We start from the raw sequence: 19,869 nt of genomic DNA, 5'->3' as shown, positions 1-19,869 counted from the left end.
CGTTTCTGCCGGATCCCAAAGTAGTCTGCCTATGTCCCTGCGCGTGTACCTTCGCACAGCCCTGCTCGGGCTGTGCCTGTCCCTTTCTTTCGCGGTCAACGCGGCAGAAGCCCCGACCACCGCCAGCATCCAGAACAGCCTCGACAAGATCGCCGAGCGCAAGCTGCCCGAAGCTGACCAGAAGGCCTTGCAGCAGGTGCTCGAGCAAACCTTGAGCCTGCTCAACAGCAAGGAAGACAGCGAAAAGAAGCTTGCAGCGCTCAAGCAGCAACTGGCCAGCGCCCCCAAGGAAACCAGCGACAGCCAGAAAGAACTGGCCAGGCTCAAGGAGAGCAAGCCGCAACCGGTCGCCCAGCGCTATGCCAACCTGACCGTGCCCCAGCTGGAGCAGATGCTCAGCGAGCGCAACACCCAACAGGGTGAGCTGCAGAAGGCACTGTCCGAAGCCAATAGCCTGATCATCAACTCGCAGACTCGCCCCGAGCGGGCCCAGGCCGAGATCAGCAACAATCAGACCCGTACCCAGCAGATCAACAACAGCCTCAAGAGCGGCAAGGACGGCGGCAAGTCGATCAATGCCGACCAGCGCAACCAGCTCAATGCCGAACTGGCCTCGCTCAACGCGCTGACCCTGCTGCGCCGCCAGGAGCTGGCCGGCAACGGCCTGCTGCAAGACCTTGGCAACGCCCGCCATGACCTGCTGATCGAGCGTGCCGCACGCCTGGAGCAGGAGATCCAGGACCTGCAGACGCTGATCAACGAAAAGCGCCTGGCCCAGTCCCAGCAGACCGTCACCCAGCAGTCGATCGAAGCGCAAAAAGCCGGTGGCAGCAGCCTGCTGGCCACTGAAAGCGCTGCCAACCTCAGGCTCTCCGACTACCTGCTGAAAAGCACCGACCGCCTCAACGAGCTGACCCAGCAGAACCTGCGCACCAAGCAGCAGCTCGACAGCCTGACCCAGGCCGACCAGGCGCTGGACGAGCAGATCAACGTGCTCAAGGGCAGCCTGCTGCTGTCGAAGATCCTCTACAAGCAGAAGCAGGCGCTGCCGCACCTGAAGCTTGACCGCGACCTGGCCGACCAGATCGCCGATATCCGCCTGTACCAGTTCGAGATCAACCAGCAGCGCGAGCAGATGAGCAGCCCGGTGGCCTACGTCGACAAGCTGCTGGCCAACCAGCCTCAGGAAGACGTCACCCCGCAGCTGCGCAAGGCCCTGCTGGAAGTGGCAATCACCCGCAGCGACCTGCTCGAACGGCTGAACCGCGAGCTGTCGGCACTGCTGAACGAGTCGATCACCCTGCAGCTCAACCAGAAGCAACTGCTCGGCACCGCCCAGGGCCTGCGCAACACCCTCGACGAGCAGATGTTCTGGATCCCCAGCAACAAGCCACTGGATTGGGACTGGCTCAGTTTCGTGCCGACCCGTTTGCCCGAACAGGTCGCCAGCTTGCCCTGGGGCTCGGGCATCAAGGAAGTGGCCGATGGCCTGAGCCAGCGCCCGTTGCTGTTCCTGCCCCTGCTGCTGGCCATCGGTGGCCTGCTGTGGCGGCGCAAGTACCTGTATCAACGGTTGGGCAAGGTGCATCAGGATATCGGCCACTTCCGCCGTGACAGCCAGTGGCACACGCCCCAGGCCATCCTGATCAACATCCTCCTGGCGATGCCGGTGAGCCTGGGCCTGGCGCTGTGCAGCTATGCCCTGCAGATCGACGCCCGCGGGCAGAACGCCAACCTCGGTGCAGCGCTGTGGCAACTGGCCCAGGCCTGGCTGGTGTTCTACACCGCCTACCGCATCCTCGCCCCCGGCGGCGTGGCGGAAATCCACTTCCGCTGGCACAAACCCCAAGTCGAATTCCTGCGCGGCTGGGTTCGCCGGCTGGGCACTGTGGTACTGGCGCTGGTCGGTGTGGTGGCGGTCGCCGAGCACCAGCCTTCGGCCTTGGCCGACGACGTGCTCGGTATCGGTGTTGTACTGACCTGCTATGCGCTGATGGCCTGGCTGCTCAGCCGCCTGCTGCTCAGCAGCCCGGCGCACCGCGACACCTCGCTGTTCCGCAAAGCGGTGGGGGTGGCCTTCACCGCCCTGCCGATCGCGCTGTTCGTGGCGGTCTGCTTCGGCTACTACTACACCGCACTGAAACTGACCGACCGGCTGATCTATACCCTCTACCTGCTGCTGTTCTGGTTGGTGATCGAAGCGGCCTTCGTCCGTGGCCTGTCGGTAGCGGCGCGGCGCCTGGCTTATCAGCGGGCACTGAGCAAGCGCCAGGCCGCCAAGGAAGGGCTGGACGGTGAAGTCATCACCGAAGAGCCGACCCTGGACATCGAACAGGTCAACCAGCAGTCGCTGCGCCTGATCCGCCTGGCCCTGCTCGGCGGCTTCATCGCCGGCCTGTACTGGGTCTGGTCGGACCTGATCTCGGTGTTCGCCTACCTCAACAACTTCACCCTGTACGAATACACCAGCGGCACCGGCAGCGCCGCCAGCATGGTGCCAATCAGCCTCGGCGACCTGCTCGGCGCCCTGGTGATTGTGGGCATAACCTTCGCCTTGGCCGGTAACTTGCCGGGCCTGCTGGAAGTACTGGTACTGTCGCGCCTGAACCTCGCCCAGGGCAGCGCCTACGCCACCACCACGCTGCTGTCGTACACCATCGTCGGCGTCGGCATCGTCAGCACCCTGTCGACCCTTGGGGTGAGTTGGGACAAGCTGCAATGGCTGGTGGCGGCGCTATCGGTAGGCTTGGGCTTCGGCATGCAGGAGATTTTCGCCAACTTCATTTCCGGCATCATGATCCTGTTCGAGCGCCCGGTGCGGATCGGCGACACCATCACCATCGGCAACCTGTCCGGAACGGTCAGCAAGATCCGCATCCGCGCCACCACCATCACCGACTTCGACCGCAAGGACATCATCGTCCCCAACAAGACCTTCATCACCGGCCAGCTTATCAACTGGTCGCTGACCGACACGGTCACCCGGGTGACGCTGAAGCTGGGCATCGACTATGGCTGCGACCTGGACCTGGTGCGCGACCTGCTGCTCAAGGGCGCCCACGAGAACCCGCGAGTGCTCAAGGACCCGGAGCCAATCGTGTACTTCCTGAACTTCGGCGAGAGCTCGCTGGACCATGAGCTGCGCATGCATGTGCGTGACCTCGGCGACCGCAACCCGACGCTGGACGAGATCAACCGCTACATCAACCGCGAGTTCAAGGCCCACAACATCAAGATCTCGGTACGCCAGGTCGAGGTATTCCTGATGGACCCGAAAGGGGGCAAGCAGCAGTTGATCCCGATGGAGCAACCTAAGCCGGATGGCACTGCTTCAGCCTGAGTGGGCTCGAATACTTTATTCTGTGCAAATCCCCTGCGAGGGCTTCGCCCTCGTTTGCGGGCAAGCCCGCTCCCACAGAGACCGCATAGTACCTGTGGGAGCACGCTTGCCCGCGAAGGGCCGTCAAGCGGCCCCGATGTCCCGACTTCAGGAGCCGGCCCCGTGAAAGCCCTCGACCATCTCAGCTTCGACAACCGCTTCGCCCGCCTGGGCGATGCGTTCTCCACCCAGGTCCTGCCCGAGCCGATCGCCGAGCCGCGTCTGGTAGTGGCGAGCGAGTCGGCCATGGCCCTGCTCGACCTCGACCCTGCCCAGGCCGAACTGCCGGTATTCGCCGAAATTTTCAGCGGTCACAAGCTCTGGGAACAGGCCGACCCGCGAGCGATGGTCTATTCCGGCCACCAGTTCGGCTCCTACAACCCGCGCCTGGGCGATGGCCGCGGCCTGCTGCTGGCCGAAGTGCTGAATGACCAGGGCGAACACTGGGACCTGCACCTCAAGGGTGCCGGCCAGACGCCGTACTCGCGCATGGGCGACGGCCGCGCCGTGCTGCGCTCGTCGATCCGTGAATTCCTCGCCTCCGAAGCCCTGCACGCCCTAGGCATCCCCACCAGTCGGGCGCTGTGCGTCATCGGCTCGAGCACCCCGGTGTGGCGCGAAACCCGCGAAAGTGCGGCTATGCTCACCCGACTGGCGCAGAGCCATGTGCGCTTCGGGCATTTCGAATACTTCTACTACACCAAACAGCCCGAGCAGCAGCGGGTGCTGATCGACCATGTGCTGGAGCAGCACTACCCCGAATGCCGCGATGCCGAACAGCCGTACCTGGCGATGTTCCGCACGATCGTCGAGCGCAACGCCGCGCTGATCGCCCGCTGGCAGGCCTATGGCTTCTGCCACGGAGTGATGAACACCGACAACATGTCGATCCTCGGCATCACCTTTGACTTTGGCCCGTTCGCCTTCCTCGACGACTTCGACGCCAATTTCATCTGCAACCACTCCGACGACCGTGGCCGTTACAGCTACGCCAACCAAGTGCCCATCGCCCACTGGAACCTCAGCGCCCTGGCTCAGGCCCTGACCACAGTGATCGAGGTCGAACCGCTCAAGGAAGCGCTGGGCCTGTTCCTGCCGCTGTACCAGGCGCACTACCTGGACCTGATGCGCCGGCGCCTGGGGCTGACCACTGGCGAAGACGACGACCTGGCGCTGATCGAGCGCCTGCTGCAGCGCATGCAGAGCGGTGGCGTGGATTACAGCCTGTTCTTCCGCAGGCTGGGGGAGCTACCCGTTGCCGAAGCACTGAAGGGGGTGCGCGACGACTTCATCGACCTCGCCGGCTTCGATGCCTGGGGCGCGGATTACCTGGCCCGTTGCGCGCGCGAGCCCGGTAATGCCGAAGGCCGCCGTGAGCGGATGCATGCTGTGAACCCGCTGTACGTGCTGCGCAACTACCTGGCGCAAAAGGCCATCGAAGCGGCCGAAGCGGGGGACTACAGTGAAGTGCGGCGGCTGCATCAGGTGCTGAGCAAGCCATTCGAGGAGCAGGCCGGAATGCAAGGCTACGCCGAGCGCCCACCGGAGTGGGGCAAGCACTTGGAAATCAGCTGCTCATCCTGAAACCTGGCGCCGCTGCGCGGCCCTTTCGCGACACACGGCCTCCCCTACAGACCTGCGCGAGCCCTGTAGGAGCGGCCTTGTGTCGCGAAAGGGCTGCGCAGCAGCCCCAAAAAACTCAAGGAATCAAAAATGTCCGACCCACTGGTAATCCCCTGCCCCCACTGCAACGGTCTCAACCGCCTGCCCGCAGAGCGCCTGGGTGACGCCCCGAAATGCGGCCGCTGCAAACAGGACGTACTGCTGAGCCAACCCTTCGAACTCGGCGAAGCCAATTACGCCAGCCAGATCAAGGGCGACCTGCCGCTGCTTATCGACGTCTGGGCTGATTGGTGCGGCCCGTGCAAATCATTCGCCCCGACCTTCGAACAGGCCGCCCGCCAGCTCAGCGGCCGCTGCCGCCTGGCCAAGCTCGACAGCGAAGCCCACCGCAACCTCGCCGGGCAACTGGGCATCCGCTCGATCCCCAGCCTGATTCTGTTCAAGAACGGCCGCGAAATCAGCCGCCAGGCCGGGGCGTTTCCACTCCAGTCTTTGCTGGAGTGGCTGCGTAGCCAAGGGGTCTAAGCGCTCTCTTCGAGCAGCGAATGCAGCTCCACAAACTGCTGGGTCAGCTTGTGCCGTGGTTCCAGGTGGATCAACGGCAGGCTGGCGTGGTGCGATTCACGCATCTTCACTGAGCTCCCCAGGTACACCGGCAGCACCGGCAGCCCTTCGGCCAACAGCTCGTCGAGCATCTGCTGGGGCAGGCTGGCGCGGGACTGGAACTGGTTGACCACAATGCCTTCGACCATCAGGCCTTCGTTGTGGTCGTCCTTGAGCTCTTCGATTTCGGCCAGCAGGCCGTAGAGCGCCTGGCGCGAGAAGCTGTCACAGTCGAAGGGGATCAGTACACGATCAGCCGCGATCAACGCGGAAACCGCATAGAAATTGAGAGCCGGCGGTGTGTCGATGTAGATCCGCTCGTAGTCTTCGTCCAGCTCGTCGAGCAACTTACGCAGCTTGTTGATCTTGTGTTTGGCCTCCAGCTTCGGCTGCAGGTCGGCCAGTTCCGCCGTGGCCGTGACCACGTGCAGGTTGTCGAACGGGGTTTCGTAGATATCGACCTTGTTCTTCTTGCTGAACGGCCCGCTGGACAGGCTTTGCTTGAAGAAATCGGCGATACCCATGGGGATATCGTCGCCGGTCAGGCCGGTCAGATACTGGGTCGAGTTGGCCTGGGCGTCCAGGTCGATCAGCAAGGTCCGATAACCTTCGCTGGCGCTCACTGCCGCCAGGTTGCAAGCGATGCTCGACTTGCCCACGCCACCTTTCTGATTGAACACCACGCGCCGCATGATTGACCTCCGTGTATCAACGAATGCCCGAGTATGTGGCGGCGACGCGGCTATGGCCAGTGCCATTTGCCCATTAGCCGGCACAAGGTGCAAACATCACCCCTGGCCAGCCATCAACCCCGTCAGCAACTCGGCGAACGCCCGGGCCATCGCCGAGCCACCCCGCTCGCGCTGCACCAGCCATACCGCCGACATCGCCCCTTCATCCAACAGCGTGCGGTACACCACGCCTTCGATGCGCATGCGCTGGAACGACGCGGGCAGCACCGAGACCCCCAACCCCGCCGACACCAGGCCGATGATGGTCATCGCCTCCCCTGCCTCCTGAGCAAAGTGCGGGCTGAAGCCGGCCTGGCGTGCCAGGCTCAGCAGCTGCGCATGCAACCCGCTGCCATAGCTGCGCGGGAAGAACACGAACGGTTCATGGGCCAGGGCGGCCATGCACACGCCGTGCTCCGTGCCTTTGGCCAACGGATGCGAGGCATTGATCACCGCCACCAGCGGCTCGCGGAACAGCTCGGTGGCCACCAGGCCCTCCGGCAGCGGCATCGGCCGCATCAGCCCGACCTCGATGGACTCGTCAAACACCGCTTCGGCGACATCCCGGCTGCTCATTTCCTTGAGGTTCAGGTGCACTGCCGGGAAGCGCTGGCGAAAGGCATGGATGGCCTTGGGAATCTTCGAGGTGAACGGCGCCGACGACGTGAAGCCGATCTTCATCTCGCCCAGCTCACCCAACTGCGCGCGCCGCGCCACATCGGCCGCCTTCTCTACCTGTGCCAGCACCTGGCGCGCCTCTTCGAGGAACAATCGGCCAGCCTCGCTCAGCTCGACCCGACGATTGGTCCGCTCGAACAGGCGAGCACCCAGCTCCTGCTCCAATGCCTGGATCTGCTGGCTCAAGGGCGGCTGGGAGATGCCAAGTTGCTGGGCCGCGCGGCCGAAGTGCAACTCTTCGGCAACGGCGATGAAGTAACGCAAATGGCGCAGTTCCATGATCGGCTCCAATTAGGTCGCTTAACGTCTTAAATAGGTCGAACAATATATTGGATCTAATCATTAGCCAGCTATATGCTTTTTTCATTGCGCCAGAGGTACCGCCCGTGAAAACTGCTGTAGCCCCCCTTCCTGCCGACCCAGAACCTGCCCCCCTGAACGAAATGTGGATCGAGAAAGGCACCCCCGCCTTCATGAAGACCGTGCTGGCCCTGTTCAGCGGCGCCTTCGCCACCTTCGCCCTGCTGTACTGCGTGCAGCCGATGATGCCGCTGCTGTCGAAAGAATTTGCCATCAACGCGGCACAGAGCAGCCTGGTGTTGTCGGTTTCCACCGCCATGCTGGCGTTCGGCCTGTTGATCACCGGCCCCATTTCTGACCGCATCGGACGCAAGCCGGTGATGGTCTTTGCCCTGGTTTGCGCCGCCCTCTCCACCCTGGCCAGCGCGGTAATGCCAAGCTGGGAGCTGGTACTGGCCACTCGCGCCCTGGTGGGCCTGTCGCTGAGCGGCCTGGCGGCGGTGGCCATGACCTACCTGAGCGAAGAGATCCACCCGCAGCACATCGGCCTGGCCATGGGCCTGTATATCGGCGGCAACGCCATTGGCGGCATGAGCGGACGGCTGATTACCGGCGTGCTGATCGACTTCGTCAGCTGGCACACGGCGATGCTGACCATCGGTGGCCTGGCCCTGGTCGCCGCACTGGTGTTCTGGAAGGTGCTACCTGAATCACGCAACTTCCGCCCGCAGATGATGAGCCCGCGCAGCCTGCTGGATGGCTTTGTCATGCACTTCAAGGATGCCGGGCTACCGTGGTTGTTCCTCGAAGCCTTCCTGCTGATGGGCGCCTTCGTGACACTGTTCAACTACATCGGCTACCGCTTGCTGGCCGAGCCTTATCACATGAACCAGGCGCTGGTCGGTTTGCTGTCGGTGGTCTACCTGTCAGGTATCTACAGCTCGGCGCAAGTCGGCGCGCTGGCGGACAAGCTGGGACGGCGCAAGGTGTTCTGGGCCAGTATCGTGGTGATGGCAGGTGGCTTACTGATGACCCTGGCCAGCCCGCTGCCGATGGTGATCGTGGGTATGCTGGTGTTTACTTTCGGCTTCTTCGGCGCGCACTCGGTGGCCAGCAGTTGGATCGGTCGCCGGGCGCTTAAGGCCAAGGGGCAGGCGTCGTCACTGTACCTGTTCAGCTATTACGCCGGATCGAGCGTGGCGGGTACTGCGGGTGGGGTGTTCTGGCACCAGTGGGGCTGGAACGGGATCGGGCTGTTTATTGGCAGCTTGCTGGCGGTGGCGTTGCTGGTGGCGTTGCACTTGAGCAAGCTGCCTCCCAAGGCATAGGCGCCCGTGCTCACGCTTCCGGCAGCGCCATGACCAAGCGCGCCTGAAGCAGCTCGCCTTCGGCTTGCAACTGGATGTTCAGCGCTTCGCCACCGTCTTGCTCCAGTACGTGCAGCCAGGCCAGTACTGCGGCGACCGGCCCCTCCAGGCCGACATCCACCTGCGCAGCCTTCGCTTCCAGGCTAACGATGTGGACCCCTGCCGCCTTGGCACGCTCGTTCAGCACAGCCGGTGTCAGCAATTCGACGGCGTCTGTCGACCGGCGGGGCCCCTGTACAATTCGCTGCAATATGGCAGCCAGCTCATGCTCACGCGCCAGCGCTTGTTCCGCTTGCTACATGCGGGCCTGCCCTGGCAACCAGAGAAGCTGGCAGATCACGATCGACAGCAAGCCCCACACCGCTGCATTCAGCAGCGCACGCCGGCCTGCTGGTATCTCTTTCCACTGGCGAACCCATGCATGCTCGTTGAGATGTTTCATTCTGCCTCCTGCCAGGCGAGGGTTGCCCGCACACCCTGGTCAGTCTGTCGCCCCTGTTCCATGCGCATGCCGGCAACACGCCCACCCAGTCGTTCGAGATCGTCAAAACCTTGAGCGATGACTTCGACACGCCAGCCCTGCCCGGCTGTCGTTTCCGCTCGCTCAATCACCAGATTGCCGCTGCTGACCAACTGCTTGGAGAACTGCGCGAGCTGCTCCACAGCGGTCGATTGCCTGGGCATGTGTTCCAACAACCGGATTTGCGTGGCTAAATCGCTTCCGGCCAGCTGTTCAGGGGCCCAGTGTTGCAGCACCCGAAGATTCTCAGTGCGCTGCAGGGATGTAGTAGCTCGCAAGCTCCAATATAGGAAGATTCCTACCAATAAGCAGGTATCTTCATGGATCAGTTGATAATCTCGACAATATCCACATCCACCTCACGGCTCATCAAGTGCTTCTCCACTTCACCGGTCAGCTTGACCTTGGTCTTGTCGTTGAACGGCGTTGGTGGCAGGTCTTCGTCATCGATCTCGACCGTAATGGTGCCGGAGTTGTCCTTGAACTCGTACTTGTCGTCGTTGTTGATCTTCTTGGTCACAAAACCTTGCAGCACAACCGGAGTGTCATCGGCAGCGTCGTTGGCTGCGGCAACGGTGGTAACCGGCTGAGCACCGGGGCCGGTATAGCCAGCAGCGAAGGCAGCGCTGCTGAGCAGCGGGGCGAGGATCAAAGCAAGGTATCGGGCGGTCATGTCGAGCAATCCTGTGTCGGTGTCTGATTGGCCCACGATAACCGCCTTGGCTGAAGTAAAGCTTAATCAGTGCCCACTAAACCACATCCGCCACAACACCGAGCGACCGGCCAATTGATGCTTGATGACCGCACCAATATGCAAAATGATCAGCGCGAACAACAGCCCCAGCGAGAAGAAATGCACCTGCACCCATGCCGCACGCCACGCATGTTCGCTGAACAAGGCCGGGACGTGCAGCACGCCAAAGGCACTCAGATCCTCATCTATGATCAGCACACCAGTCACCAGCACCAAAGCGATGGCCCCATATAAAGCAAGGTGCACCACCTGGGCAAGCAACTGCTCATAACGCCTGCCCGCGTGTGCAGACGGACCGGGAATGGCCATGCGCACCACACAACGCACGATGAATACGGGAATCAACAAGAGGCTGATTGAAATATTGAAGTCGGCCATCGCCGCCTTACGCGACGGGCTCACCTCAAACAATGCCAGGTACGCCCCGCTGCACATGACCCACAAGATGATGGCCGCCGAAAGCCAGTGCAACACCACCTGCGGCCAGGCATATCGTATGCGGGGATTGGTAAGGGATAAGGGCATCGTAAACCTCCAGACAAAGCACTCGGCAGTGATAGAGAGGTTGGGCGATACGTCAGGGCAGGTATGTAAGAATCGCCCTTTACAGCTGAGTGAATCGTAGGAGCCCGCTGGCCCTTAGCGACCAGCGGAGCTATACAGAGTCAGGCGTGATACTGCGCCGACAGTTCGTGCACGGCGTTGATGAACACGCCAGCGTGCTCCGGGTCGACCTCCGGGGTAATGCCATGGCCGAGATTGAACACGTGGCCGGTACCCTTGCCATAGCTGGCCAGAATGCGCGCCACTTCCTGGCGAATAGCCTCCGGCTTGGCGTACAGCACAGTCGGGTCCATGTTGCCTTGCAGTGCCACTTTGTCACCCACGCGGCGGCGGGCGTCGCCGATCTCGCAGGTCCAGTCCAGGCCCAGTGCGTCGGCACCGGCCTCGGCGATGCTTTCCAGCCACAGGCCGCCATTCTTGGTGAACAGGATCACCGGCACCTTGCGCCCTTCATGCTCGCGGATCAGGCCGCTGACAATCTTGCGCATGTAGGCCAGGGAGAATTCCTGATAGGCCGCCGCCGACAGGTTGCCGCCCCAGGTATCGAAGATCTGCACGGCCTGGGCGCCAGCGAGGATCTGGCCATTGAGGTAGCTGGTGACCGACTGAGCCAGCTTATCCAGCAGCAGGTGCAGGGCTTGCGGGTTGTCGTAGGCCATGGCCTTGGTCTTGCGGAAGTCCTTCGACGAACCGCCTTCGACCATGTAAGTGGCCAAGGTCCACGGGCTGCCAGAGAAACCGATCAGCGGCACGCGGCCATTGAGCTCGCGGCGGATGGTGCTGACCGCGTCCATGACGTAGCCGAGGTCTTTTTGCGGGTCAGGGATCGGCAGCGCTTCGATATCGGCCGGGGTACTGATGACCTTCTTGAAACGCGGGCCTTCGCCGGTTTCGAAGTACAGGCCCAGGCCCATGGCGTCAGGGATGGTGAGAATGTCCGAGAATAGGATCGCCGCGTCCAGCGGGTAGCGGTCCAGCGGCTGCAGGGTAACCTCGCAGGCGAACTGCGGGTTCATGCACAGGCTCATGAAATCACCGGCCTTGGCGCGGCTAGCGCGGTACTCCGGCAGGTAGCGGCCGGCCTGGCGCATCATCCAGACTGGGGTAACGTCTACGGGTTGCTTGAGCAGTGCACGCAGGAAACGATCGTTCTTCAGGGCAGTCATGTCGGCATCCGGAAAAATAGTGCGGGCATTTTCTCAGACGCCAGCGCAAAAGGCACGGTCAAGACCATGCGTTTTGTCTATTGGATGCTACAGATCACGCGTTTTTGTATACAAAATATTCGCGGGCAAGCCCGCGCCCACAGGGTTATGTGCAAAACCTCTGTGGGAGCGGGCTTGCCCGCGAATGCGAGGGCTCAGACTTCGAGGTAGTCCAGGATACCTTCGGCAGCGTTACGGCCTTCGAAGATCGCAGTCACCACCAGGTCCGACCCCCGCACCATGTCGCCACCGGCGAACACTTTCGGGTTGCTGGTCTGGTGCTTGAACTTGGCTTTCTCCGGCGCCACCACACGGCCCTGGCTGTCCAGCTGGATGCCATGCTGCTCGAACCAAGGTGCTGGGCTCGGGCGGAAGCCGAAAGCAATCACCACGGCGTCGGCCGGCAGGATCTCTTCGGAGCCCGGGATCGGCTCGGGGCTGCGACGGCCACGGGCATCCGGCTCACCGAGACGGGTCTCGACCACCTTCACGCCTTCGACCTTGTCCTCACCGACGATGGCGATGGGCTGGCGGTTGTAGAGGAACTTGACGCCCTCTTCCTTGGCGTTCTTCACTTCTTTGCGCGAACCCGGCATGTTGGCTTCGTCACGGCGATAGGCACAGGTCACCGACTTGGCGCCCTGGCGGATCGAGGTGCGGTTGCAGTCCATCGCGGTGTCGCCACCGCCCAGCACCACGACCTTCTTGCCCTGCATGTTGACGAAATCTTCCGGCGATTTCTCGAAGCCGAGGTTGCGGTTGACGTTGGCGATCAGGAAGTCCAGCGCGTCGTGCACGCCTGGCAGGTCCTCACCCGGGAAACCGCCCTTCATGTAGGTGTAGGTGCCCATGCCCATGAACACGGCGTCGTATTCGGCCAGCAGCTGCTCCATGGTGATGTCCTTGCCCACCTCGGTGTTCAGGCGGAACTCGATACCCATGCCAGTGAAGACTTCGCGGCGATTGCTCAGCACAGTCTTTTCCAGCTTGAACTCGGGGATACCGAAGGTCAGCAGGCCGCCGATTTCCGGGTTCTTGTCGAACACCACCGGCGTCACGCCGCCACGCACCAGCACGTCGGCGCAACCCAGACCGGCAGGGCCGGCGCCGATGATCGCGACGCGCTTGCCGGTTGGCTTGACCTTGGACATGTCCGGGCGCCAGCCCATGGCGAAGGCAGTGTCGGTGATGTACTTCTCGACCGAGCCAATGGTCACCGCACCGAAACCGTCGTTCAGGGTGCAGGCACCCTCACACAGACGGTCCTGTGGGCATACACGGCCGCACACTTCCGGCAGGGTGTTGGTCTGGTGCGACAGTTCCGCCGCAGCCAGGATGTTGCCTTCGGACACCAGCTTCAACCAGTTGGGAATGAAGTTGTGTACCGGGCACTTCCATTCGCAATACGGGTTACCGCAGCCCAGGCAGCGGTGTGCCTGCTCTACGGACTGCTGCGGCTTGAACGGTTCGTAGATTTCCACGAACTCCTTCTTGCGCTGGCGCAGGAGCTTTTTCTTCGGGTCCTTGCGGCCCACTTCGATGAACTGGAAGTCGTTGTTCAGACGTTCAGCCATTTTTCAAAACCTCTTTACCGCAGTTGCCAGCCTCAGGCTGCAAGCTGCAAGACGATCACTTGAGCACGACGGGCCCCGCGCACGGGGCCGTCAATTGCAGCTGTTCTTACTGCGGGTTGGCACGGGTGCTGGACAACAGTTGCTTGAGGTTGGCCGCCTTCGGCTTGACCAGCCAGAAGCGCCGCACGTAGTCGTCCAGGTTCTCGAAGAGCTCACGCCCCCACTCGCTGCCGGTCTCTTCCACGTATTCGCCAAGGACCCGCGCCAGGTGGCTGCGGTAGGCTTCCATCGCCTCACCACTGATACGCTGGATTTCCACCAGCTCGTGGTTGAGCTTGTCGACGAAGCTGTTGTCCATGTCGAGCACGTAGGCGAAGCCGCCAGTCATGCCAGAACCGAAGTTGTAACCGGTCTTGCCCAGAACGCAGACAAAGCCGCCGGTCATGTATTCACAGCAGTGATCGCCAGTGCCCTCTACAACAGCGTGGGCGCCGGAGTTACGCACAGCGAAGCGCTCGCCTGCGGTGCCGGCGGCGAACAGCTTGCCGCCCGTGGCGCCATACAGGCAGGTGTTGCCGACGATTGCGCTGTGCTGGGTTGCGAACGGGCTGCCAGCTGGCGGCACGATGGTGACCTTGCCACCGGTCATGCCTTTGCCGACGTAGTCGTTGGCGTCGCCTTCCAGGTGCAGGTTCAGGCCACCGGCGTTCCACACGCCGAAGCTCTGGCCAGCAGTACCCTTGAAGCGGAAGGTGACCGGCTTGTCGGCCATGCCCTGGTTGCCGTACAGCTTGGCGATTTCACCCGAGATGCGGGCACCGATGGAGCGGTCGCAGTTGCAGATGTCGAGGCTGAATTCGCCACCGGCCTGATCGCGGATCGCCGGCAGGGCCATCTCGACCATCTTCTCGGCCAGCTCGCCCTTGTCGAACGGCGGGTTCTTGTCGACTTCGCAGAACTGCGGCTTGTCGGCCGGGATGTGCGAGCTGCCCAGCAGCGGGGTCAGGTCCAGGTACTGCTGGCGTTCGGTATCGCCTGGCAGCACGTCGAGCAGGTCGGTACGGCCGATCAGCTCGCCGAGGCTGCGCACGCCCAGCTTGGCCAGCCACTCACGGGTTTCTTCGGCGACGAAGGTGAAGAAGTTGATCACCATGTCGACGGTGCCGATGTAGTGATCCTTGCGCAGCTTCTCGTTCTGGGTGGCCACGCCGGTGGCGCAGTTGTTCAGGTGGCAGATGCGCAGGTACTTGCAGCCCAGGGCGATCATCGGCGCGGTGCCGAAACCGAAGCTCTCGGCGCCGAGGATGGCCGCCTTGATCACGTCCAGGCCGGTTTTCAGGCCGCCGTCGGTCTGTACACGTACCTTGCCGCGCAGGTCGTTGCCGCGCAGGGTCTGGTGGGTTTCGGCCAGGCCCAGTTCCCACGGGGCGCCAGCGTACTTGATCGAGGTCAGCGGCGAAGCACCGGTACCACCGTCGTAACCGGAGATGGTGATCAAATCGGCATAGGCCTTGGCCACGCCGGCGGCGATGGTGCCAACGCCAGCTTCAGCCACCAGCTTGACCGAAACCAAGGCCTGCGGGTTGACCTGCTTGAGGTCATAGATCAGCTGAGCCAGGTCTTCGATCGAGTAGATGTCGTGGTGCGGCGGTGGCGAGATCAGGGTCACGCCCGGTACCGCATAGCGCAGCTTGGCGATCAGGCCGTTGACCTTGCCGCCTGGCAGCTGGCCGCCCTCGCCGGGCTTGGCGCCCTGGGCAACCTTGATCTGCAGCACTTCGGCGTTGACCAGGTATTCCGGGGTCACGCCAAAGCGGCCAGTAGCCACCTGCTTGATCTTCGAGCTTTTGATGGTGCCGTAACGCGCCGGGTCTTCACCGCCCTCACCGGAGTTGGAGCGTGCGCCCAGGCGGTTCATCGCCTCAGCCAGGGCTTCGTGAGCCTCTGGCGACAGCGCGCCCAGCGAGATCCCGGCGGAGTCGAAGCGCTTGAGGATGGCCTCCAGCGGCTCGACCTGGTCCAGCGGCAGGGCCTCGTCGGCCACCTTTACTTTCAGCAGGTCACGGATCATCGACACCGGGCGTTGGTCGACCAGCGTGGTGTATTCCTTGAACTTGGCGTAGTCGCCCTGCTGCACGGCGGCCTGCAGGGTGTTGACCACGTCCGGGTTGTAGGCGTGGTATTCGCCACCGTGGACGAACTTCAGCAGGCCACCTTGCTGGATCGGCTTGCGCGCACTCCAGGCTTCGGCTGCCAGCAGCTTCTGGTCACCTTCGAGGTCGACGAAGCGCGCACCTTTGATGCGGCTGGACACGCCCTTGAAGCTCAGGCCGACCACTTCCTCGGCCAGGCCCACGGCTTCGAACAACTGGGCGCCGCGGTACGAGGCGATGGTGGAGATACCCATCTTCGACAGGATCTTCAGCAGGCCCTTGGAGATGCCTTTGCGGTAGTACTTGAAGACTTCGTCCAGATCCCCCAGCACTTCGCCGGTACGGATCAGGTCGGCCAGTACTTCATAGGCCAGGTACGGGTACACGGCCGAGGCACCGAAGCCCAGCAGCACGGCGAAGTGGTGCGGGTCACGGGCAGTAGCGGTTTCGACCAGGATGTTGCTGTCGCAACGCAGGCCCTGCTCGGTCAGGCGGTGGTGCACGGCACCCACGGCCAGCGAAGCGTGCACCGGCAGCTTGCCCGGGGCAATGTAACGGTCGCTCAGCACCAGCTGGGTCTTGCCGCTACGCACGGCTTCTTCAGCCTGGTCGGCAATGTTGCGGATGGCCGCCTGCAGGCCGACGCTCTCCTCATAGTTGAGGTCGATCAGCTGGCGGTCGAAGCCTTCGCGCTCCAGGTTCATCAGCGAACGCCACTTGGCGGGCGAGATGACCGGCGAGCTGAGGATAACCCGCGAAGCGTGCTCCGGGGATTCCTGGAAGATGTTGCGCTCGGCGCCCAGGCAGATTTCCAACGACATGACGATCGCTTCGCGCAGCGGGTCGATCGGCGGGTTGGTCACCTGAGCGAACTGCTGGCGGAAGAAGTCGTACGGCGAACGCACGCGCTGCGAAAGCACGGCCATTGGCGTGTCGTCACCCATCGAGCCGACCGCTTCCTGGCCCTGCTCGCCGAGTGGGCGCAGGACCTGGTCACGCTCTTCGAAGGTGACCTGGAACATCTTCATGTACTGCTTGAGCTGGTCAGCATCGTAGCTGGCCGCGCCCTGATCATCGGTCAGGGTCGCCTGGATACGCGTGGCGTGCTGACGCAGCCAACGCTTGTACGGGTGGCGCGACTTCAGACGGTTGTCGATGGCGTCAGTGTCGAGAATCTGGCCGGTTTCGGTGTCCACGGCGAGGATCTGACCCGGGCCGACACGGCCCTTGGCCAGAACTTCCTCAGGCTGGTAGCCCCACACGCCGATTTCCGAGGCGATGGTGATGTAGCCGTTGGTGGTCGTCACCCAGCGCGCCGGGCGCAGGCCGTTACGGTCGAGCAGGCACACCGCGTGGCGGCCTTCGGTCATGACGATACCGGCCGGGCCATCCCACGGCTCCATGTGCATGGAGTTGTACTCGTAGAAGGCGCGCAGGTCGGCGTCCATGGTCTCGACGTTTTGCCAGGCTGGCGGCACCAGCATGCGCACGCCGCGGAACAGGTCGATGCCGCCGGTAACCATCAGCTCGAGCATGTTGTCCATGCTCGAGGAGTCGGAACCGACGCGGTTGACCAGCGGGCCGAGTTCTTCGAGGTCGGGGATCTGGTCGTTGGCGAACTTGGTGCGACGGGCCATGGCCCAGTTGCGGTTGCCGGTGATGGTGTTGATCTCGCCGTTGTGGGCGAGGAAGCGGAACGGCTGCGCCAGCGGCCATTTCGGCAGGGTGTTGGTAGAGAAGCGCTGGTGGAACACGCAGATCGCGGTCTGCAAGCGCTCGTCACCCAGGTCTGGATAAAACGCCGCGAGATCGCGCGGCATCATCAGGCCTTTGTAGATGATGGTCTTGTGCGAGAAGCTGCAGATGTAGTGGTCGGCGTCGTGGGCGTTGGCCACGGACGAACGGCGACGGGCACTGAACAGCTTGATGGCAAATTCCTGATCGCTCAGGCCTTCACCGCCGATGAACACCTGCTCGATCTGCGGCAGGCGCTCCAGGGCCAGACGACCGAGCACGCTGGTGTCGATCGGGACCTTGCGCCAGCCGACCAGCTTCAGGCCGGCTGCAACGATTTCGCGGTCCATGTTGGCGCGAGCGGCTTCGGCTTTGACCGGGTCCTGGTTGAAGAACACCATGCCGACGGCGTACTGCTTGGGCAGTTCGACAGCAAAGTGTTCCTGGGCCACGGCACGCAGGAATTGATCGGGCTTCTGCATGAGCAGACCGCAACCGTCACCGGTCTTGCCGTCGGCGTTGATACCGCCGCGGTGGGTCATGCAGGTCAGTGCCTGCATGGCAGTTTGCAGAAGGTGGTGGCTCGGTTCGCCCGTCATATGGGCGATCAGGCCAAAACCACAGTTGTCCTTGAATTCTTCGGGATGGTACAGACCTGTTTTCATAGACACTTTCTCACCAGGTTCACCTCTCAACCGGAGGCAAATCTCTTTTATGTACAACCACTTACCATCCACGCCGATCAAACGCCAGCTTTTTTGCGGTGGCCATGGAAAACCATTGTTGCACAGCGACAGTCCTACCCACAAATTTTCATGTCTCACCATTGAAAATTTATGTCGCATTTTTGAATGTTTTTGCGCCACTAGCCGTGATAGCGGCTTGGCTCGAGTCTGAAGCGTTTCAGCCATGACTGCAACTGAGGCTTGTGGCCGGCAGTCTGGGACAGAAAAGCCTGCCGCGCTCAGGCGCAGCAGGCTAGTCGAATGTCATTAATCGCTCAGCAACTGGGCGGCGGGGTGATGCCGCCCGGCAGGTATCAGCGGGCCGAGGCCAGCTCTTGTTGGACGCTGGCGACGGTACGTGGCCAAGGTTTACCAGCCTGGACCTTCGCTGGCAAGTTCTTGATTGCCGCAACCGCTGCGTCGCGGTTGGCAAAGTTGCCGTAGGTGACTACGTACAGCGGCTTGCCCTGCAGGTTTTTCTTGAAGTAGCGATAGTCGCCACCCTGTGCCTTGACGAAAGCCTGGGCCGACGCCTCGGAGCTGGTACCGAGGATCTGCACCACATAGTTGCCTGGCTTCTGGCCCGAGTACCAGCCACTGCTGCCGGTGCCGCCGGCTACCGGTTTTTCCAACGGTTTGGCGGCTGGCTTGGCGGTAGCAACCTGCGTCGGTGCGGCTGGCGCCGGCTTGGCAGGCGCAACCGGTTTGGCAGGCTGGGTAGCGACAGGCTTCGGCGCTGGCGCAACTGGCTGGGCCGGCTGAACTGGCTGAACCGGTGCGGTAGCCTGGGCCATGCTCGGCGTCGGGCCGGCAGGTACGCCCTGCGGTGGCGCGACGGTGGTTACGGTAGGCGGGTTGCCAGGCTGCAAGGCAGTGTTGCCGGCCGGGCCACCCTCTTCGCCGTCACCCATGCCGGCAGCTTGCGCCAGAGGCTCGCGCATGACCGGCTGGGACTGACCCACCAGCGGCAAAGGCATCGGCTGCGACTGGCCGGAGAATTCGATGGCCGGGTTGCCGTTGTTCGATTGAGCGCCCCCCGGCTGGCCTTCGCCCAACGGCAACTGGGCCTGAGCCACGGGCGCCTCGGCAGGGGCCTTGTCGCCTTTCTTGGGCATCAGAACCGCAGCACCTACGGCGACCACGACGACAGCGGACAGCGCGAGTACGTGTTTCTTAGGCATTATGAACCCCATGGATGGTCGCTTGACCGTAGTACGGCTGGCGATCATGGCTTCGATCAAAGTATCGCGGGCGACCTGGTTGATGTTGCCAGGCCATCCGTCGGAGTTTTCATGAATATCGACCAGCTGTTCACGGGTGAACACCTCGATGCCCCGGCCAGCGCCCTCCAGGCGTTGTTCCAGGTACTCGCGGGTTTCTTCCTCGCTGTAGGGGGCAAGCTCAATGACGTGGAAGCGCTCTTCCTCGACCTGGATCTCGTCCAACCCGGCAATCAGCGAAGGCTCGCCGAACAGGAACACGTGCGGGCGACCTTCCGGTAGCCCTGCCGCCAGTTCCAGCAACGCTTGGAGTGCCGACTCGTCGAGTTGTTCCGCATCGTCCACCAGCAAATAGACTTCCTGCCCGGTCAGTGCCAGTTGCACCACCTTGTTCAGGATCGCCTGCACTTCAGGCTGGGCCACTTCCAGGGTTTGCGCCACCTGGCCAAGCACGCTGGCGGCGTCGCTGGCGCCGCGGGCAGATACCACCACGCTCAGCACCGACTGCTTGTTGGTACTGGCCACCAAGGCCTGGCGCAGCAGGGTCTTGCCGCTGCCCACGGGGCCGGTGACCACCAGCATCAGCTGGCTGTAGCGGGCCAGGTGATGTAACTGGCCCAGCACCGGCTTGCGCTGGGCAGGGAAGAACTTGAAGCCGGGCACACGCGGCGCGAACGGATCGTGGCTCAACTGGTAATGTTCGAGGAACGCCTCATCGGCATGCAAACTGGTCATTACG

15 protein-coding genes are annotated in these 19,869 nt (G+C 62.7%); 4 read left to right on the top strand and 11 right to left on the bottom strand.

Translation table 11 applies throughout. The annotated features are described in order from the left end of the window. Positions 1-31 precede the first annotated feature (31 nt). The 3 genes from mscK to trxC all read left to right on the top strand — a co-directional run bounded on the left by mscK (position 32) and on the right by trxC (position 5,527). The gene (gene mscK, locus H040_RS15770; protein ID WP_027921013.1) at positions 32-3,340 is read left to right on the top strand and encodes a mechanosensitive channel MscK; all 3,309 of its coding nucleotides are present in this window, start codon (positions 32-34) and stop codon (positions 3,338-3,340) included. 162 nt (positions 3,341-3,502) lie between these two features. Beyond that, complete coding sequence (selO, locus tag H040_RS15765; protein ID WP_027921012.1) at positions 3,503-4,963, top strand: protein adenylyltransferase SelO; 1,461 nt, start codon at positions 3,503-3,505, stop codon at positions 4,961-4,963. A gap of 129 nt (positions 4,964-5,092) precedes the next feature. Continuing rightward, entirely contained in the window at positions 5,093-5,527 is a 435-nt protein-coding gene (gene trxC / locus H040_RS15760; RefSeq protein WP_027921011.1) for a thioredoxin TrxC, read from the top strand. Here the strand turns inward: trxC and H040_RS15755 are convergent. Together H040_RS15755 and H040_RS15750 are read right to left on the bottom strand one after the other, a co-directional pair. After that, the gene (locus H040_RS15755; RefSeq protein WP_027921010.1) at positions 5,524-6,297 is read right to left on the bottom strand and encodes a ParA family protein; all 774 of its coding nucleotides are present in this window, start codon (positions 6,295-6,297) and stop codon (positions 5,524-5,526) included. The two genes, trxC and H040_RS15755, sit on opposite strands and share 4 nt — an antisense overlap. A gap of 96 nt (positions 6,298-6,393) precedes the next feature. After that, positions 6,394-7,293 carry a LysR family transcriptional regulator gene (locus H040_RS15750; RefSeq protein WP_027921009.1) on the bottom strand — a complete coding sequence of 300 codons (900 nt, stop codon included), beginning with the start codon at positions 7,291-7,293 and terminating at the stop codon, positions 6,394-6,396. Between the two features lie 164 nt (positions 7,294-7,457). Between H040_RS15750 and H040_RS15745 the strand changes: the two genes are divergently transcribed. Further along, the gene (locus H040_RS15745; protein WP_256208149.1) at positions 7,458-8,642 is read left to right on the top strand and encodes an MFS transporter; all 1,185 of its coding nucleotides are present in this window, start codon (positions 7,458-7,460) and stop codon (positions 8,640-8,642) included. A gap of 10 nt (positions 8,643-8,652) precedes the next feature. On the opposite strand, the gene H040_RS15740 is transcribed toward H040_RS15745, so the two are convergent. The 9 genes from H040_RS15740 to H040_RS15705 all read right to left on the bottom strand — a co-directional run bounded on the left by H040_RS15740 (position 8,653) and on the right by H040_RS15705 (position 19,865). After that, on the bottom strand, positions 8,653-8,883 hold the full coding sequence (locus tag H040_RS15740; RefSeq protein ID WP_027921007.1) for a hypothetical protein: 231 nt from the start codon (positions 8,881-8,883) through the stop codon (positions 8,653-8,655). Between the two features lie 93 nt (positions 8,884-8,976). Further along, positions 8,977-9,123, bottom strand: a complete 147-nt coding sequence (locus H040_RS27365; RefSeq protein ID WP_155954360.1) for a hypothetical protein — start codon at positions 9,121-9,123, stop codon at positions 8,977-8,979. Beyond that, the gene (locus H040_RS15735) at positions 9,120-9,437 is read right to left on the bottom strand and encodes a hypothetical protein (RefSeq protein WP_027921006.1); all 318 of its coding nucleotides are present in this window, start codon (positions 9,435-9,437) and stop codon (positions 9,120-9,122) included. Before H040_RS15735 ends, H040_RS27365 begins: the two co-directional genes overlap by 4 nt. Positions 9,438-9,526: 89 nt before the next feature. Further along, positions 9,527-9,874, bottom strand: a complete 348-nt coding sequence (locus H040_RS15730; protein ID WP_027921005.1) for a NirD/YgiW/YdeI family stress tolerance protein — start codon at positions 9,872-9,874, stop codon at positions 9,527-9,529. Positions 9,875-9,940: 66 nt separating this feature from the next. Next, on the bottom strand, positions 9,941-10,480 hold the full coding sequence (locus tag H040_RS15725) for a cytochrome b (protein ID WP_027921004.1): 540 nt from the start codon (positions 10,478-10,480) through the stop codon (positions 9,941-9,943). 140 nt (positions 10,481-10,620) lie between these two features. Then, positions 10,621-11,685 (bottom strand): uroporphyrinogen decarboxylase, encoded by a 1,065-nt coding sequence (gene hemE / locus H040_RS15720; RefSeq protein WP_027921003.1) that lies wholly within the window; start codon positions 11,683-11,685, stop codon positions 10,621-10,623. A 194-nt stretch (positions 11,686-11,879) separates the two neighbouring features. Continuing rightward, positions 11,880-13,298: an FAD-dependent oxidoreductase gene (locus tag H040_RS15715; protein ID WP_027921002.1), complete on the bottom strand. Its 1,419-nt coding sequence runs from the start codon at positions 13,296-13,298 to the stop codon at positions 11,880-11,882. A 106-nt stretch (positions 13,299-13,404) separates the two neighbouring features. Further along, a complete protein-coding gene (gltB, locus tag H040_RS15710) occupies positions 13,405-17,850 on the bottom strand; it encodes a glutamate synthase large subunit (RefSeq protein WP_027921001.1) in 4,446 nt (1,481 codons plus the stop codon). A gap of 374 nt (positions 17,851-18,224) precedes the next feature. Continuing rightward, positions 18,225-19,865 (bottom strand): AAA family ATPase, encoded by a 1,641-nt coding sequence (locus H040_RS15705; protein ID WP_027921000.1) that lies wholly within the window; start codon positions 19,863-19,865, stop codon positions 18,225-18,227. Positions 19,866-19,869 lie beyond the last annotated feature (4 nt).

Origin of the sequence: Pseudomonas sp. URMO17WK12:I7, assembly GCF_003269045.1 — a bacterium.
Lineage (GTDB): Bacteria > Pseudomonadota > Gammaproteobacteria > Pseudomonadales > Pseudomonadaceae > Aquipseudomonas > Aquipseudomonas putida_J.
Note: the sequence above shows the minus strand (reverse complement) of the source record. Positions and strands in the feature narration are given on the sequence as shown.